The 16,179-nt window shown below is 67.2% G+C and carries 14 protein-coding genes and 1 pseudogene; 9 read left to right on the top strand and 6 right to left on the bottom strand.

Annotation, left to right across the window (positions count from 1 at the left end):
- Position 1: 1 nt before the first annotated feature.
- The 4 genes from AC1DZV_RS04295 to AC1DZV_RS04280 all read right to left on the bottom strand — a co-directional run bounded on the left by AC1DZV_RS04295 (position 2) and on the right by AC1DZV_RS04280 (position 3,282).
- On the bottom strand, positions 2–811 hold the full coding sequence (locus tag AC1DZV_RS04295) for an enoyl-CoA hydratase/isomerase family protein (RefSeq protein ID WP_476953040.1): 810 nt from the start codon (positions 809–811) through the stop codon (positions 2–4).
- Positions 811–2,022 (bottom strand): thiolase family protein, encoded by a 1,212-nt coding sequence (locus tag AC1DZV_RS04290; protein WP_476951488.1) that lies wholly within the window; start codon positions 2,020–2,022, stop codon positions 811–813. The genes AC1DZV_RS04295 and AC1DZV_RS04290 overlap by 1 nt, the downstream gene beginning before the upstream one ends.
- A gap of 109 nt (positions 2,023–2,131) precedes the next feature.
- A complete protein-coding gene (locus tag AC1DZV_RS04285) occupies positions 2,132–2,809 on the bottom strand; it encodes a pentapeptide repeat-containing protein (RefSeq protein ID WP_476953039.1) in 678 nt (225 codons plus the stop codon).
- Positions 2,809–3,282 carry an SRPBCC family protein gene (locus AC1DZV_RS04280; RefSeq protein ID WP_028276393.1) on the bottom strand — a complete coding sequence of 158 codons (474 nt, stop codon included), beginning with the start codon at positions 3,280–3,282 and terminating at the stop codon, positions 2,809–2,811. Before AC1DZV_RS04280 ends, AC1DZV_RS04285 begins: the two co-directional genes overlap by 1 nt.
- Before the next feature lie 175 nt (positions 3,283–3,457).
- Between AC1DZV_RS04280 and AC1DZV_RS04275 the strand changes: the two genes are divergently transcribed.
- From AC1DZV_RS04275 to AC1DZV_RS04265, 3 genes are all read left to right on the top strand, one after another.
- The gene (locus AC1DZV_RS04275) at positions 3,458–3,634 is read left to right on the top strand and encodes a CsbD family protein (protein ID WP_043435744.1); all 177 of its coding nucleotides are present in this window, start codon (positions 3,458–3,460) and stop codon (positions 3,632–3,634) included.
- Positions 3,635–3,736: 102 nt separating this feature from the next.
- Positions 3,737–4,510 carry a dienelactone hydrolase family protein gene (locus AC1DZV_RS04270; protein WP_476953038.1) on the top strand — a complete coding sequence of 258 codons (774 nt, stop codon included), beginning with the start codon at positions 3,737–3,739 and terminating at the stop codon, positions 4,508–4,510.
- A gap of 85 nt (positions 4,511–4,595) precedes the next feature.
- The gene (locus AC1DZV_RS04265) at positions 4,596–5,453 is read left to right on the top strand and encodes a prephenate dehydratase (RefSeq protein WP_476951486.1); all 858 of its coding nucleotides are present in this window, start codon (positions 4,596–4,598) and stop codon (positions 5,451–5,453) included.
- A 44-nt stretch (positions 5,454–5,497) separates the two neighbouring features.
- On the opposite strand, the gene AC1DZV_RS04260 is transcribed toward AC1DZV_RS04265, so the two are convergent.
- Positions 5,498–7,411 (bottom strand): FAD-binding monooxygenase, encoded by a 1,914-nt coding sequence (locus AC1DZV_RS04260; protein ID WP_476953037.1) that lies wholly within the window; start codon positions 7,409–7,411, stop codon positions 5,498–5,500.
- Between the two features lie 248 nt (positions 7,412–7,659).
- Here AC1DZV_RS04260 and AC1DZV_RS04255 point away from each other — a divergent pair, with 248 nt between their 5' ends.
- From AC1DZV_RS04255 to AC1DZV_RS04230, 6 genes and pseudogenes are all read left to right on the top strand, one after another.
- On the top strand, positions 7,660–9,165 hold the full coding sequence (locus AC1DZV_RS04255; RefSeq protein ID WP_476953036.1) for a fumarylacetoacetate hydrolase family protein: 1,506 nt from the start codon (positions 7,660–7,662) through the stop codon (positions 9,163–9,165).
- The gene (locus AC1DZV_RS04250; RefSeq protein ID WP_476951483.1) at positions 9,158–9,859 is read left to right on the top strand and encodes a GntR family transcriptional regulator; all 702 of its coding nucleotides are present in this window, start codon (positions 9,158–9,160) and stop codon (positions 9,857–9,859) included. The genes AC1DZV_RS04255 and AC1DZV_RS04250 overlap by 8 nt, the downstream gene beginning before the upstream one ends.
- A gap of 56 nt (positions 9,860–9,915) precedes the next feature.
- Positions 9,916–11,430, top strand: coding sequence for a 5-carboxymethyl-2-hydroxymuconate semialdehyde dehydrogenase (gene hpaE / locus AC1DZV_RS04245; RefSeq protein ID WP_476953035.1), 1,515 nt, complete (start codon positions 9,916–9,918; stop codon positions 11,428–11,430).
- 48 nt (positions 11,431–11,478) lie between these two features.
- Positions 11,479–12,567 carry a 3,4-dihydroxyphenylacetate 2,3-dioxygenase gene (hpaD, locus tag AC1DZV_RS04240; RefSeq protein WP_476953034.1) on the top strand — a complete coding sequence of 363 codons (1,089 nt, stop codon included), beginning with the start codon at positions 11,479–11,481 and terminating at the stop codon, positions 12,565–12,567.
- A 4-nt stretch (positions 12,568–12,571) separates the two neighbouring features.
- Entirely contained in the window at positions 12,572–13,357 is a 786-nt protein-coding gene (hpaH, locus tag AC1DZV_RS04235; RefSeq protein WP_476953033.1) for a 2-oxo-hept-4-ene-1,7-dioate hydratase, read from the top strand.
- Positions 13,342–14,049, top strand: a pseudogene (locus tag AC1DZV_RS04230) (HpcH/HpaI aldolase family protein); the annotation flags it as partial. The gene hpaH and the pseudogene AC1DZV_RS04230, both read left to right, overlap by 16 nt.
- A 51-nt stretch (positions 14,050–14,100) precedes the next feature.
- On the opposite strand, the gene AC1DZV_RS04225 reads toward AC1DZV_RS04230, so the two are convergent.
- Entirely contained in the window at positions 14,101–15,558 is a 1,458-nt protein-coding gene (locus AC1DZV_RS04225) for an amino acid permease (RefSeq protein WP_476953032.1), read from the bottom strand.
- Between the last annotated feature and the right edge of the window lie 621 nt (positions 15,559–16,179).

Below are 16,179 nucleotides of genomic sequence, written 5' to 3'. Positions count from 1 at the left end.
TCTATTTCTGCTTCCCTGGTTCTTTGGCTGACTTCTTTTCTGATTTCTTCGCTGATTTCCTATCCAGGAATGTCTGCATACGGTCGAACTTGGCCTGGGATTCGAAGAGGATCCCCTGTGCCAGCTGGTCAATGAGGGGATGCGCCTCGGCCGGGGCATGGAACACGGATTTGGTGATCCGGACGGCGAGCGGATCCTGCGTGGCAATCCGGTCGGCGACGCTGTGGGCCGCGGCCATCAGATCGGACGGTTCATGGATTTCGGTGATGAGATTGACCGCGAGGGCACGTTCTGCGCGCAGCACGGAACCGGCGAGCAGCATTTCCTTGGCGACGGGCTCCCCCACGAGTTCCTTGAGGCGCCAGCTGGCGCCGGCGGCGGCCAGGATGCCGAGTCCGGTTTCGGGATTGCCGATCCGGACGGACGGGGTGCCGATCCGGAAGTCGGCGGCGTACGCCAGTTCGGCGCCGCCGCCCAGGCAGAAGCCGTCCAGTGCCGCGATGACGGGCATCGGCAGCTTGGCGATCCGGACGAAAATGGTGGAATTGATGCCCTGCAGGGCATCGTCGCGGCGGCGTTCGCGCAGCTGGCCGATGTCGGCGCCTGAGGCGAACACCCCGTCAGTGCCGGCGATGATGAGGACTTTGGGATGCCGCTCGAGATGGGCGCAGACAGTGTGGAGTTCATCGACCATCTGCTGGTCGATCGCGTTGCGGACCTCGGGGCGGTTGAGCACCACCACCACGCGGTCCTCGCGTTCTTCGACCAGGAGCGTGCCGAAGCCCGCCGGGTCGAGGGCCGGGGCCGCCACTAGACGCGCTCCAGCAGCATGGCCGTGCCCTGGCCKACGCCGATGCACATGGTGGCGAGGCCGATCTTGGCGTTTTCGCGTTCCATCCGGCCCAGCAGTGTGATGGCGATCCGGGAACCGGAGGACCCCAGCGGGTGGCCCAGGGAGATCGCGCCGCCGTCGCGGTTCACGATCTCCGGGTCGAGGCCGAGCCGGCGCATGCTGGCCAGGGACTGGGTCGCGAACGCCTCGTTGAGCTCGACGGCGCCGAGGTCATCGACGCTGAGCCCGGAACGGGCGAGCACCTTCTGGGTGGCCGGAACCGGACCGATGCCCATGATTTCGGGCTCGCAGCCGGCTGAGGCGCCGTCGATGATGCGGGCGCGGGCCGTGAGGCCAAGCTTCTGGATCGCGGCCTCGGAGGCAACGATGATGGCGGAGGCGCCGTCGTTGAGGGTGGAGGAGTTGCCGGCGGTGACGATCGAGCCGCCCTTGACTACCGGCCGGAGCCCGGCGAGGACGTCCATGGTGGTGCCGGCGCGGGGGCCCTCATCGGTGTCCACCACGGTCTCGCCCTTGCGGGTCTTGACGGTCACGGGGACGATTTCCTCGGCGAAGCGGCCGGCGGCGATGGCGGCCAGGGCGCGTTCGTGGGAGCGGACGGCGAAGGCGTCGGCGTCCTCCCGCGAGATGCCGTCAACCCGCCCCACTTCTTCTGCCGTCTCCGGCATGGAGTAGGTCATTTTGCCGTCCCGGGACAGCTCCCCCTTGGTGAACTGGGGGTTGACGAAACGCCAGCCGATGGAGGTGTCGAAGATTTCGCCCGGTTTGGCGAAGGCGGTCCGGGGTTTTTCCTGGACCCATGGGGCGCGGCTCATGGATTCGACGCCGCCGGCGATCACGATGTCCGCGGCGCCGGACTTGATCATGTGACTGGCCATGATGATGGCGCTGAGCCCGGAGGCGCAGAGCCGGTTCACGGTGATGCCGGAGATGTGGAGGGGCAGCCCGGCAAGGAGGGTGGCCATGCGGGCCACGTTGCGGTTCTCTTCGCCGGCGCCGTTGGCGTTGCCGAGGATGACCTCGTCGATGGTGTCCGGATCGATGCCGGCGCGGGCCACAGCCTCGCGGACTACCAGTGCGGCCAGGTCATCGGGGCGGACTGCGGAGAGGGCGCCGCCGTAGCGGCCCACGGGAGTGCGGGCGCCGCCAACAAGAAAAGCCTCGACCATGAGAACATCCTTCACCAAGAAAGCGGGGCCGGCACCAGAGTAAATTACCGACCGTTCGTTCTATAAAGATTACACGGCGGAACAAGGGGGTCAACCGGATGCCGCCGGATTACGCGACGACGACGCCCAGATGAGCCGCGAGCAATGGCGCGAGCAGGGTGAGCTGGTAATCGTCGACGACGAGGCCGGACAGACTGCCCAGACCGCTGATGGTGCGGAAGCCGGTGCCCCGGAGGTCGAAGTCCTTGAGCTGGGCTCCGGTGAAATCGAGGGTGCCGATCGTGCAGTTCTTCAAGGCGACCCGCGTGGCGGTGCAGGAGCCCAGATCCAGCTCGTTAATGATGCAGTCGCTGATCTGCACGTCCGTGAGCTTGGATCCGCGCAGGTTCACGTAGTCGAGTTTGCCGCCGTCGATCCGCACGGACTGCCATCCGCTTTCATAGAGCTCCGCCGATCCCCAGCGGGGGTTGCCGATCTCGACATCCCGCAGGCTGGTCCGGGCCGCCATCAGCACCGGAGCGTACGTCTCGGCCAGGATGCAGTCACGGAAAGTCGCGCCCCGCAGCTGCGTCTCATTGAAGGACACCCCGGTGAATTCGCACTCGGCAAAGTCCGTACCGCCAAGGTCCAGACCGTCTGCCGACGCGCGGCTGTAGCGGACGCCGTCGTACCGAACACCCCGCCGGAACTCCGGGGCAGGGTCGTCCCGCAGATCCCCGGGCCGGACCGGCGCGAGCCGGGGGGCGGTGACCTTGGGAGTTTTCTCCGCCGCGGTGCGCCGGACCATCACTGGCACTCGGCCTTGGCCGCGATGTCCGCCAGGTCTTTTGCAAGCGCCTTGCGGGTGATGCGCATCCCGAGCGGACCGAACACGGTGAGCATGATCCTGCTGAACCGGGTCGGCTTGATGACTTCGGCGCCAAAGGTCAGCGTGAGGTCGGTTCCGCCGCCGCGCTCCGCGAGCGCGAACCTGGTGGTGTAGTCGGCGCCGCCCTGGAGGGCCTTCACGGTGGTGCTGCCGCCCCGGCCGTTCGACGGCGCCTCGGACTGGGAAACCCACATCTCCACCGTTTCCGCGCGCCCCATCATGGTTCGGGTTTCCTTCCAGCGGGTGCCCACGGCATAGGGTCCGTCGGTGAGCATCTGGATCGATTCGACGCCGGACAGGGTCGCGGCAGATCCGGGAATGTCCGACACCACCGCCCAGACCGCGTCCGCCGGAGCCTTGATGTGCTGCGTGAGAGTGGTCTTGTGGTCCATGACCTCGAGCCTAGCCCGCGGGCCGGGGGGATTTCATCCTTTCGCGAACCGCCCCGCCGCTGCCGCGGACGACGCTCCGGACAATTACCCCGCGAGACCCCTTGAATTAGTAAGCATGCTTTGTGTTAGGCTGATCGGACAGTATTTTCAACCGGAACGAAAGGTGGCCTACACCATGGGTGTCGGAGACAAGATTCAGAACGAAGCAGAGCACCTCGGCGGCAAGGCCAAGGAAACTGCCGGAAACGCCACTGGCAACGACCAGCTGCGCGCCGAGGGCCAGAAGGACCAGGTTGTAGCCGACGCGAAGAAGGTCGGCGAAAACGTCAAGGACGCCTTCAAGAAGGACTAGTCCTTAGAACGTTGGCGGCGCCGGATCTTCCTTTGGGGGATTTCCGGCGCCGCTTTTTTGTGCCCGTGCAAGAATGGCCCCACAGCCGACGGAGGGGTCAGCATGGTACGGACACACGCAGGACGCGGCAAGCCCGCCACCCGCGATCTCAGCAATACTGACCTCGGCAGGTCCGGCGTCGCCGCCGGCGGTTCGCCGGCGCTGCGCGGCTACCTGGCGACGCCGCAGGGCGAAGGGCCGTTCCCCGCGGTCCTGATGGTCCATGAGGCGTTTGGCCTGGACGACATCACCGTCCGCCACGCCGACCGGATGGCGGCGGCCGGCTACCTGACACTGGCCGTAGACCTGTACAGCGACGGCGGGGCGCGCCGCTGCCTCGTCGCCACCATGCGCGCGCTGTCCGCGGGCGAGGGCCGGGCCTTCACCGATCTGGCCGCCGCCCGGGACTGGCTGCGAGAAACCGGCCGGACCACCGGCAAGATCGGTGTCATCGGCTTCTGCATGGGCGGCGGCTTCGCCCTGCTGCTGGCCAATGACGGCTTCGACGCCGCCGCCGTCAACTACGGACGGCGCCCGAAAGACCCCGGGGAGGCCCTCGCCGGCGCCTGCCCGATCGTGGCCAACTTCGGCGGCCGGGACCGCACCCTGCCCGGCGAAGCGGCGAAACTCGCGGCCGTGCTCGACGGGCTGGGCGTGGAGAACGACGTGAAGGAGTTCCCGCACGCCGGGCACGCCTTCCTCAACGACGTGGAGACCGGGCCGAAGGTGCTGCGGCCGCTCATGCGGGTCATGGGCATCGGCCCGGATCCGGAATCGGCCCCGGAAGCCTGGCAGCGGATCGAGGACCACTTCGCCAAGCATCTGAACCCCAGCTGAGTCGCAGCAGGGGCTTTTGGTCCTCAAACGGCCCTGCCGCGACTTACTTGGGTGAGCGGGCGCCTGGCGTGAAACCATACGGAGCATGGCCCAGAAGATTGCGTACCAGGGTGAACCGGGCGCCAACTCCAATATTGCGTGCATGCAGATGTTCCCCGACCTCGAGAGCGTTCCCTGCGCGAGTTTCGAAGACGCCTTTGAACTGGTGGCCGTCGGCACCGCCGACCTGGCCATGATCCCGATCGAAAACTCCATTGCCGGCAGGGTGGCCGATATCCATGTGCTGCTGCCCCAGTCCGGGCTGCAGATCGTCGGCGAGTATTTTCTGCCCATCCACTTCGACCTGCTGGGCATCCCGGGCAGCACCATCGAGGCAGCCACCGAGGTCCACAGCCACCTCCACGCGTTAGGGCAGTGCCGGCGGCTGATCCGCTCCGCCAGCCTGCGCCCCGTGATCGCCGGCGATACCGCCGGGTCCGCCCGCGAAGTGCGCGACTGGAACGATCCCACAAAACTGTCGCTCGCTCCTCCACTCGCGGCCCAACTCTATGGCCTGGAAGTGCTCGCCTCCGCCGTCGAGGATGACCCTTCCAACACCACGCGGTTCGTGGTTCTGGCACGGGAAAAGCCGCTGCCGGCCCGGGACATCCTGTCCGGACCGGCAGTCACCAGCTTTGTATTCCGTGTCCGGAATGTCCCCTCAGCCCTCTACAAGGCGCTGGGAGGATTCGCCACGAACGGGGTAAACATGACGCGGCTGGAAAGCTACATGGTAGGCAATGAATTTGCGGCCACAATGTTCATGGCCGACGTCGAGGGGCACCCCGAGGATTTGCCGCTCAGCCTGGCGCTGGAGGAACTGGAGTTCTTCACCACGGAGGTTCGCATCCTTGGCGTCTACCCCGCCGCGGAATACAGGTCAAGGCAGGCAGCCGGCCTCTGACCGCCAGCCTGGACAAACCTTGCGAAGAAGGCCACCCCACGCGGTCACACCGCCGCGGCGCGCCCTGCCCCCAGCAGGGGTGCGAAGAACGCGGCAAGCTCCGCCGTCGCAGTCAGCGGCAGGACGTTGGCCACGTACTGGTCCGGGCGCACCACCACGACGACGCCGCCGCGGTCGATGCCGCGCAACTCAAAGATGTCCGCCGCCGGGTCGGTGCCGTAGACCTTTTCGAGGTAGGGGAGCTGGAACGGCCCCACCTCCGGTTTGAACACCGCGGGGACGTTGCCGATGTCGATGCCCGTGTGATCCTGCTGGTAGATCACCTTCACGTCGAACCAGGCATCACGGTCGGACCCCGCGGGGGTGGCGGCGAGCGGCGAGTCCGGCGCGGTGGCCAGCCACGCGGCGAGGTCCGCGGCGGGCGACGGAGCCCCCGCCTGTTGTCCTGGCGCCGCCTGGTCCGCGAAGACGTAGATGCGCCAGCGGCCGTCCGCCGTGGCCTGGTGGCCGAGCTGGACCGGGTTGGTGTCGCAGACCCGCACAACCGGCGCGGACTTGAAGCGCTTGCCGACGGGAAAGCCGGTGGCCAGCTGCTGGTGCGTCGCCTCGGCGACGACCATCGACGGCGAGTACTCGGTCATGAAGCCGGCAGGGAACTCGGCGGTGCGCACGTAGAAGTCCTCGAGCTCGGAGGGGTTTTCAAACTCCTCGGGCTTCTTCGCCATGAGCGTCGACCACACCTTGTCGAAGTCGATCAGATTCTTCGCGACCACCTGCCGCTCGGCCGAGTACGTGGACAGCAGGCTCTCCGGGCTGCGTCCCTCCAGCACGTGGCCGAGCTTCCAGCCGATGTTGAAGCCGTCCTGCATGGAGACGTTCATGCCCTGGCCGGCCTTGGCGCTGTGCGTGTGGCACGCGTCGCCGGTGATGAACACCCGCGGCGTGCGGGTGCCCAACTCCTCCGGGAGGACGTCGTCGAACCTGTCGGTAAGGCGGTGGCCCACCTCGTACACGCTGTGCCAGGCCACGTTGCGCACGTCGAGCGTGTAGGGGTGGATGATCGCATTGGCCTTGGCGATGATCTGCTCGATGGTGGTCTTGCGGACCGCACCGCGGTCGTCCGCGGCGACCTCGCCGAGATCGACATACATGCGGAAGAGATGCCCGCCCTCGCGCGGGATCAGCAGGATGCTGCCGCCGTCGTGGGACTGGATGGCGCATTTGAGCCGGATGTCGGGGAAGTCCGTGGCGGCGAGCACGTCCATGACGCCCCACGCGTGGTTGGCCTGGTCGCCCGCCATGGTGCAGCCGATCGAGTCGCGCACCTTGCTGCGGGCGCCGTCCGCGCCCACCACGTACTTGGCCCGCACGACGCGCTCCCGGCCCTCGTCAGGACCGGCGGTGTGCGCCAGCGTCACGGCGACCGGGTACTCGCCCTCGCCGGTGACCTCCAGGCCGCGGAACTCCAGCCCGTAGTCGGGGCTCATGCGGCTCGGGGACATGGCCATGAACTCGGCGAAGTAGTCGAGCACGCGGGCCTGGTTGACGATGAGATGCGGGAACTCGCTGATCCCGCCCGGGTCATCGAGGGTGCGGGCGCTGCGGACGATGTTCGAGGGGTCCGCGGGATCCGGCTTCCAGAACGCCATCTCCGTGATGCGGTACGCCTCGGCGATGATCCGCTCGGCGAAACCGAAGGCCTGGAAGGTCTCGACGCTGCGGGCCTGGATGCCGTCGGCCTGGCCGATCGCGAGCCGGCCCGGCCGGCGTTCCACGATCCGGGTGGTGATGCCCGGGAACTGGGACAGCTGGGCCGCGGCGAGCATGCCGGCGGGGCCGGAGCCCACGATCAGCACATCAACCTCGTCGGGAAGCTGCGTGGGCCGGTCGATGCCGGCGCCGGCGGCCGGCTGGACCCGCGGGTCACCGGATACGTAGCCGTGGTGGTGGAAATGCACGGGCTTTCCTCACTTCGTTGTGCGGCGGCCTGTCGCCGACCTAGCGTGTTCGATATTAGAACGTGACGTTCGATAATAGAATTTCGGTCCCTGATTCAAAACTGTACGTCAGATATGACGCAGGTTACAAGTGCGCCAGATGGTCCGGGCAAATGCCCCGCAAACATCCCCGCGCAAGGGGTTGACGCTCCCCGATTCCCGGGTCATAGTGTTTCGTATACGATTTCGTACTCGATGAGGAGTAACACTTGGAACAGGTCACCGACCACATCCTGGCCGCGGCCCGCAAGGTCATCGCGGTGCATATCAACTACCCCAGCCGGGCAGCCCAGCGCGGCCGCACACCCGGGCAGCCCTCCTACTTCCTGAAGCCGTCGTCGTCGCTGGCCCTCGGTTCGGCAGCAGCGCCTTCAACCGTGGAGCGCCCGGCCGGCTGCGAACTCCTCGGCTACGAAGGCGAGATCGCCCTGATCATCGGCAAGACCGCCCGCCGCGTGGGCCTCGAGGATGCGTGGAGCCATGTCGAGTGGGTCACCGCCAGCAACGACCTCGGCGTCTACGACCTCCGCTACGCGGACAAGGGCTCCAACCTCCGCTCCAAGGGCGGCGACGGCTTCACGCCCGTGGGCCCGGGCCTGATCGCGGCAGACGCCGTCGATCCCGCCAAACTGCGGATCCGCACGTGGCACAACGGTGAACTGGTCCAGGACGACACCACCGGGGACCTGCTGTTCCCGTTCGCCCGGCTCGTGGCCGACCTGTCCCAGCTGCTCACCCTCGAAGAGGGCGACATCATCCTCACCGGCACCCCCGCCGGGGCGTCGGTGGCCACGCCGGGCGACGTCGTCGAGGTGGAAGTAGACAATGCCGGCGGCGGGCTCACCGGTGCTGCATTGACCACGGGCCGGCTGGTCACCCGGGTGGCGGAAGGCACGACGCCGTTCGCGGACTTCGGCGCCCGGCCCAAGACCGACGATCTCCAGCGGGAGGAAGCGTACGGTTCCCGTGAAGCGGCCGGCCTCGCCGCCGCCCAGCCGTCAGGGACGCCGGGCCTGTCCCCGGAGCTGAAGGCCAAACTGGAGTCCGTCTGCACCGCCACCCTGTCCTCCCAGCTGCGCAAACGCGGCCTGAACAACGTCAGCATCGACGGCCTGACCTCCACCCGCCCGGACAAGCGGATCGTGGGCCTGGCCCGGACCCTGCGCTACGTGCCCAACCGCGAGGACCTGTTCAAGACCCACGGTGGCGGCTTCAACGCCCAGAAGAAGGCCATCGATTCCGTCAACGAGGGCGAGATCCTGGTGATGGAGGCCCGCGGCGAAAAGGGCACCGGCACGATCGGGGACATCCTGGCCCTGCGCGCCCAGGTCCGCGGCGCCGCCGCCATCATCACCGACGGCGGCGTCCGCGACTTCACCGCCGTGGCCGCCATGGACATGCCGACCTACTATGCCAACCCGCACCCGGCCGTCCTGGGCCGCCGGCATATCCCCTGGGACACGGACATCACCATCGCCTGCGGCGGCACCACGGTGCAGCCCGGGGACATCATCGCCGCTGACGCCGACGGGATCCTGGTGATCCCGCCGGCCCTCGCCGACGAGCTCGCGGACGACTCCATCGCGCAGGAACGCGAGGAAACCTTCATCGCCGAGATGGTGCAGCAGGGCCACAGCGTGGACGGCCTCTACCCGCTCAACGCCGTCTGGCGGACCCGGTACCAGGAATGGGAAGCAGGCAAGGCCAATGACTGAGACAGCCAGGGCCGCAGCCACGCCAGCCGCGACCTCCGGCAGCAAATCCGAGCAGGCCTATGCGGCCGTCAAGTCCCGGATCGTGGACGGGACCTACTCCCCCGGTTACCGGCTGGTGCTGGCCAAGATCGCCGAGGACCTGGGCGTCAGCGTGGTCCCGGTCCGCGAAGCGATCCGCCGGCTCGAGGCCGAGGGCCTGGTCAAGTTCGAGCGGAATGTCGGCGCCACCGTGTCCGGGATCGACCCCACCGAATACCTCTACACGATGCAGACCCTCAGCATCGTCGAGGGCGCCGCAACGGCACTCTCGGCCCCGCTGATCGGTGCGGCGGACGTGGCCCGCGCCCGGGCCGTCAACGCCGAGATGCGCGAGTGCCTGCAGCACTTCGACCCCGTCCGGTTCACCCGGCTGAACCAGGACTTCCACTCCGTCCTGTTCGAGCACTGCCCCAACCCGCACATCCTGGACCTCGTCCACCGGGGCTGGAACCGGCTCGCGTCGCTGCGCTCCTCCACGTTCCGCTTCGTCCCGGGCCGGGCCCACGAGTCGGTGGACGAGCACGAGGCCCTGCTGCAGCTCATCGAGACCGGCGCCAGCCCGGATGACATCGAAAAAGCCGCCCGCCGCCACCGCAGCGCCACCCTGGACGCGTACCTCGCCCAAACCAACGCGGGGTCACTTAGCGCCCATTGAGGCGCCCGGCAAGGGCCGCAAGTGACCCCGCGTTGCACTATCAGTAAGGAAAAACAATGACGTTTACTGCCGCAGAAACCACCACCCACTACGTTCCGCAGGACCTTCCCAGCCACATCCAGCACTACATCAACGGTGAATTCGTTGATTCGGTGGGCGGGGCAACCTTCGATGTCCTGGACCCGGTGTCCAACACCAACTACGCCACCGCCGCCGCCGGCCAGAAGGAAGACATCGACCTCGCCGTCGCCGCGGCCCGCGAGGCCTTCACCAACGGCCCGTGGCCGAAGATGAAGCCGCGCGAGCGGGCCCGCGTCCTGAACAGGATCGCCGACGCCGTCGAGGCCCAGGAGGCCCGGCTGGCCGAGCTCGAAACCTTCGACACCGGCCTGCCCATCACCCAGGCCAAGGGCCAGGCGCTGCGCGCGGCCGAGAACTTCCGCTTCTTCGCAGACCTGATCGTGGCCCAGTTCGACGACGCCATGAAGGTCCCCGGCGCCCAGATCAACTACGTCAACCGCAAGCCGATCGGCGTCGCCGGGCTCATCACGCCGTGGAACACCCCGTTCATGCTCGAGTCCTGGAAGCTCGCCCCGGCGCTGGCCACCGGTAACACCGTGGTGCTCAAGCCGGCCGAGTTCACCCCGCTCTCGGCCTCGCTCTGGGCGACGATCTTCAAGGACGCCGGCCTTCCCGACGGCGTGTTCAACCTCGTCAACGGCCTCGGCGAGGAAGCCGGCGACGCCCTCGTGAAGCACCCGGACGTGCCGCTGATCTCCTTCACCGGCGAAACCACCACCGGCCAGACGATCTTCCGCAACGCCGCGGCCAACCTCAAGGGCCTCTCCATGGAGCTCGGCGGCAAGTCACCGTGCGTCGTGTTCGCCGACGCCGACCTCGACGCCGCGATCGACTCCGCCCTGTTCGGCGTCTTCTCCCTCAACGGCGAACGCTGCACCGCCGGCTCCCGGATCCTGGTGGAGCGCGCCGTGTACGAGGAATTCTGCGACAAGTACGCCGCCCGGGCAAAAAACATCGTGGTCGGGGACCCGCACGACCCCAAGACCGAGGTCGGCGCCCTGGTCCACCCTGAGCACTACGCCAAGGTGGCCTCCTACGTGGAAATCGGCAAGACCGAAGGCCGTCTCCTGGCCGGCGGCGGCCGCCCCGACCACCTGCCCGAAGGCAACTACATCGCCCCCACCGTGTTCGCCGACGTCGCCCCGGACGCGCGGATCTTCCAGGAGGAAATCTTCGGCCCCGTCGTCGCCATCACCCCCTTCGACTCGGACGAGGAAGCCCTCGCCCTGGCGAACAACACCAGGTACGGGCTCGCGGCGTACATCTGGACCCAGAACCTCACCCGCGCGCACAACTTCTCGCAAAACGTCGAGGCCGGCATGGTCTGGCTCAACAGCCACAACGTCCGCGACCTCCGCACCCCGTTCGGCGGCGTCAAAGCCTCCGGCCTGGGCCACGAAGGCGGCTACCGCTCCATCGACTTCTACACCGACCAGCAGGCCGTCCACATCACCCTCGGCACCGTTCACACGCCCAAATTCGGCGCCTAAGTTTCCCGCCGGCGCCACCCAGACCCCTTTCAAAGAAGAGAGAGCACCATGACCAACTTCGTCCCCACCCCTACTGTCCCGGCCCCGGACATCGTCCGCTGCGCCTACCTGGAACTCGTGGTCACGGACCTCGCCAAGTCCCGCCAGTTCTATGTGGACCTGCTGGGCCTGCACGTCACCGAGGAAGACGAAAACGCCATCTACCTGCGGTCCCTGGAAGAGTTCATCCACCACAACCTGGTGCTGCGCAAGGGGCCCGTCGCCGCCGCGGCCGCCTTCGCCTACCGGGTGAAGTCGCCGGCAGAGGTGGACGCGGCCGAGGCCTATTACAAGGAACTGGGCTGCCGCACCGAGCGCCGCAAGGAAGGCTTCACCAAGGGCATCGGCGACGCCGTCCGCGTCGAGGATCCGCTGGGCTTCCCCTACGAATTCTTCTACGAGACCGAACACGTCGAGCGTCTCACCCAGCGCTACGACCTCTACTCCGCCGGCGAACTGGTCCGGCTGGACCACTTCAACCAGGTCACCCCGGACGTCCCGCGCGGCCGGGCGTACCTCGAGGACCTCGGCTTCCGCGTCTCCGAAGACATCCAGGACTCCGACGGCGTCACGTACGCCGCGTGGATGCACCGCAAGCAGACCGTGCACGACACCGCCCTGACCGGCGGCAACGGCCCGCGCATGCACCACATTGCCTTCGCCACGCACGAGAAGCACAACATCATCCAGATCTGCGACAAGATGGGCGCCCTGCGCATCTCGGACCGGATCGAACGCGGCCCCGGCCGGCACGGCGTCTCCAACGCCTTCTACCTCTACATCCTGGACCCGGACGGCCACCGCATCGAGATCTACACCCAGGACTACTACACCGGCGACCCGGACAACCCCACCATCACCTGGGACGTCCACGACAACCAGCGCCGCGACTGGTGGGGCAACCCCGTGGTCCCGTCCTGGTACACCGAAGCCTCCCTGGTCCTGGACCTCGCCGGCAACCCCCAGCCTGTGATCGTCCGTGAGGAAAAGAGCGAGATGGCCGTGACCGTGGGCGCCGACGGGTTCTCCTACACGCGCAAGGAAGAGGACGGCCCCGCCGGCGAAAAGACCGGCTTCAAGCTCGGGGCGCAGGTCTAACCCGATGCTGGACGCGAAGACAATCGAAGCCATCGCCGACGAACTGGTGGAAGCTGGCCGGAACCGCAAGCCGGTGCCGCGCCTGACGGCCCGCTACCCGGAGATGACCGTAGAGGACTCCTACGCCGTGCAGCAGCTGTGGCGGCGGCGCAACGAGGACGCCGGACGCCGGCTCGTGGGCCGCAAGATCGGCCTCACGTCCAAGGCGATGCAGGCCGCCACGGGCATCACCGAGCCGGACTACGGCGCGATCTTCGATGACATGGTGCTGGAAACCGGCTGCTCCGTGGACTGGGACCGGTACACCCATCCCCGGGTGGAGGTGGAGCTCGCGTTCGTGTTGAAGACCGACCTCGCCGGTCCCGGCTGCACCATCTTCGACGTCCTGACCGCCACGGACTACGTGGTCCCGGCCCTGGAGATCCTGGACTCCCGGATCGAAATGGAGGGCCGGACCATCGTGGACACCATCGCGGACAACGCGGCGATGGGCGCCATGGTGATCGGCGGCAACCCCGTCCGCCCGGACGCCGTGGACCTGCGCTGGGTCTCCGCCATCCTCTACAAGAACCAGACCGTGGAGGAAACCGGCGTCGCGGCAGGAGTCCTGGACCACCCGGCCAACGGCGTGCACTGGCTGGCCAACAAGATCGCCGCCCACGGCGACGGCATGAAAGCCGGCGACATCATCCTCGCCGGCTCCTTCACCCGGCCCCTCTGGGTCTACAAGGGTGACACCGTGCACGCCGACTACGGACCCCTGGGGAGCATCACATGCCGCTTCGAGTAGAACCCGACGCCACCTTCAAGCACGCCCTGCGCAACCAAACCGGCGCTGCCGGCCGGCCGCTGGCCGGGATGTGGGTGTGTTCGGGCAGTCCCCTGGTGGCTGAGCTTTGCGCCGGGTCCGGTCTGGACTGGCTCCTGATCGACGCCGAGCACAGCCCGAACGGCCTCGAATCCATCCTGGCCCAACTGCAGGCCGTGCACGGCTACCCGGTCCATCCGGTGGTCCGGCCGCCGGTGAATGACACGGTGCTCATCAAGCAGTACCTGGACCTGGGCGTCCAGAACCTGCTGATCCCCATGGTGAACTCGGCAGCAGAGGCGGAGGCCGCCGTGGCCGCCACTCGCTACCCACCCCACGGCGTCCGCGGGGTGGGATCGGCCCTGGCCCGGGCCGCGCGCTGGAACCGGATCCCGGACTACCTCACCCGCGCCGCCGACACCGTCAGCGTCACCGTCCAGATTGAATCCGTTGACGCAGTGGCCGCCGTCGAGGAGATCCTCGAAGTGGAGGGCGTGGACGCGATCTTCCTCGGCCCCTCCGACCTCGCCGCCTCCATGGGGCTGCTGGGCCAGCAGGAACACCCCCGGGTGCGCGCCGCCGTCGAACGCTGCCTCGCCGCCSCCACAGCGGCGGCCAAACCTGCCGGCGTGAACGCCTTCAACCCGGCCACGGCCCGCGCGTACCTGGCCGCTTTTCCAGGTGACTGCCGCCGTCGCCGCGCTACGCGCCGGGACCGGTGGGTATCAGCTGTAGAGCTCGCTCTTGGGCGCGTTGTTCTTGACCTTCTGCCAGCCCAGCCACAGCACCAGGGCGAAGAACGGAACGGTCGCCAGGGTCCACAGGCCCAGGTGGAAGACCTCACCGGTCTTGCTGGTCATGGTGTCGAAGCCGATCAGCACGGTGATGGCCAGCAGCGCGACCAGCCCGGCCCAGCTGGTCCACGGCGAGCCCGGCATGGGCAGGCTGGAGACGCGGCCCTTCTGGTGGCGCAGCGCGATCTGGCTGGCGAAGATGGCGCCCCACGTGAAGATCACGCCGATCGAGGCGGTGTTCAGCGCGAGGTCGAAGGCGTGCGAGCCGCCGAGCCAGATGTTCAGCAGGATGCCCACGAGGTAGAAGGCGGCGATCGCCAGGATGGCTGCGTACGGCACGTGGCGCTTGGACATCCTGGTGAGCCACTGCGGGGCATGCCCGTTGTTGGCCATGGTGCGGAAGACACGGCCGATCGAGTAGAGGCCCGAGTTGCAGGAGGACAGCGCGGCGGTGATGACGATCATGTTCATCACGTCGCCCACCCAGCCGAGGCCCATCTGGCCAAACACGGTGACGAACGGGGACACGCCGGCCTTGTACTGGTCCGAGGGCAGCAGCATGGCCAGCAGCAGGACGGAACCGACGTAGAACACCACAATGCGAAGCACGACGGCGCGGATTGCCTTGGGCACTTCGCGCTTGGCGTTTTCCATCTCACCGGCGGTGATGCCGACGAGTTCGATGCCGTTGTAGGCGAAGATCACGGCGTTGAGCACGAGGACCATCACCAGGGCGCCCTTGGGGAACATCCCGCCGTCGTCGGCGAAGAGGTTGGCGACGGAGGCGTGGCCCGTGCCGACCTTGGCGTTGGTGACCACCATGAAGGTGCCGACGGCCAGGAAGATCAGGATGGCGCCGACCTTGAGGCAGGACGCCCAGAATTCAAATTCGCCGAACGCCTTGACGCTGAGCAGGTTGACGGCCACGAGCAGCGCGAGGGCCGCTATCGCGGAGGCTTCCACCGGTACGTTGGGGAAGAAGAACTGGAAGTACAGGCCGATCGCGATCAGTTCGGCGATCCCGGTCATGCCCCAGTTGATGAAGTACATCCAGCCGGAGAGGAAGGCGCCCTTCTTGCCGAACATTTCTCCGGCGTAGCTGACGAAGGAGCCCGAGGTCTGGCGGTACATGATGAGCTCGCCCAGCGCCCGCATGAGCAGGTAGGCGATCACGCCGGCGATGGCGTAGGAGAAGATCAGCGCCGGGCCCGTGGAGGCCAGGCGTCCGCCGGCGCCCATGAACAGGCCGACGCCGATTGCGCCGCCCATCGAGATCATCGTCACGTGGCGCCCGCTCAGGGTCTTCTTATAGCCCTCGGCGCTGAGGGTCGAGTCGACGGCGGATTCCGCGGGCGCGCTCTTGAGTTCTGTGGGGGTAATTGATGGCACAGCTGATTCCTTGCAGGTCGAGGTATGGCCGGGACAAGACCGTGGATTCAGGTACACAAAATTCGGTCCTAAGCCCTATGCAGGGGCCAAGACATGTACCGAACCTCACAAGTGTCGAAGCTCGCGCGGCTCATCTATCGTACTAGCATCCAGGACCCCGGCGTGACGCGGGCGACACCCAGAACCGGTACGAAACCGCCGCAACACCGTTTAATTCATGCAAAAGCGCAGGTCAGGCCGCTTTTTCCATTACTCTGAGCAACACCGGCGGGACTTTCCGGCCGGTGCGCCTGCAACATCATTGCAGGCCATGGCAGGAACGCCGTGAGTCAGGGGGGACTATGAAACCGAGAGCGCTACTGCCTGCAGTGCTCCTTCTTGTGCTAGCGGGGTGTTCGAGCGGCGGTTCCGGTCCGGCCGGACCCAGCGACAGCCGCACGGCTTCAGCGCCGGCACCGTCAACATCACCAACAGCAGATTCTCCGGCGCCGGGTACCTCCGAGCCTGCCGATGTTTCCACTTCGCTGAACGCGCCCGCCGCATTGCGGCAGCCCGTCTGCACTGCAACAACCGACGGGTCGTGGTCCTTCAAGGGCACCCTCGTTAACGACACGGATAGGA

The organism is Arthrobacter sp. P1_D12, assembly GCF_056406175.1.
The sequence above is the reverse complement of the archived record's forward strand: the minus strand, read 5'-3'. Positions and strand labels throughout refer to the sequence as shown.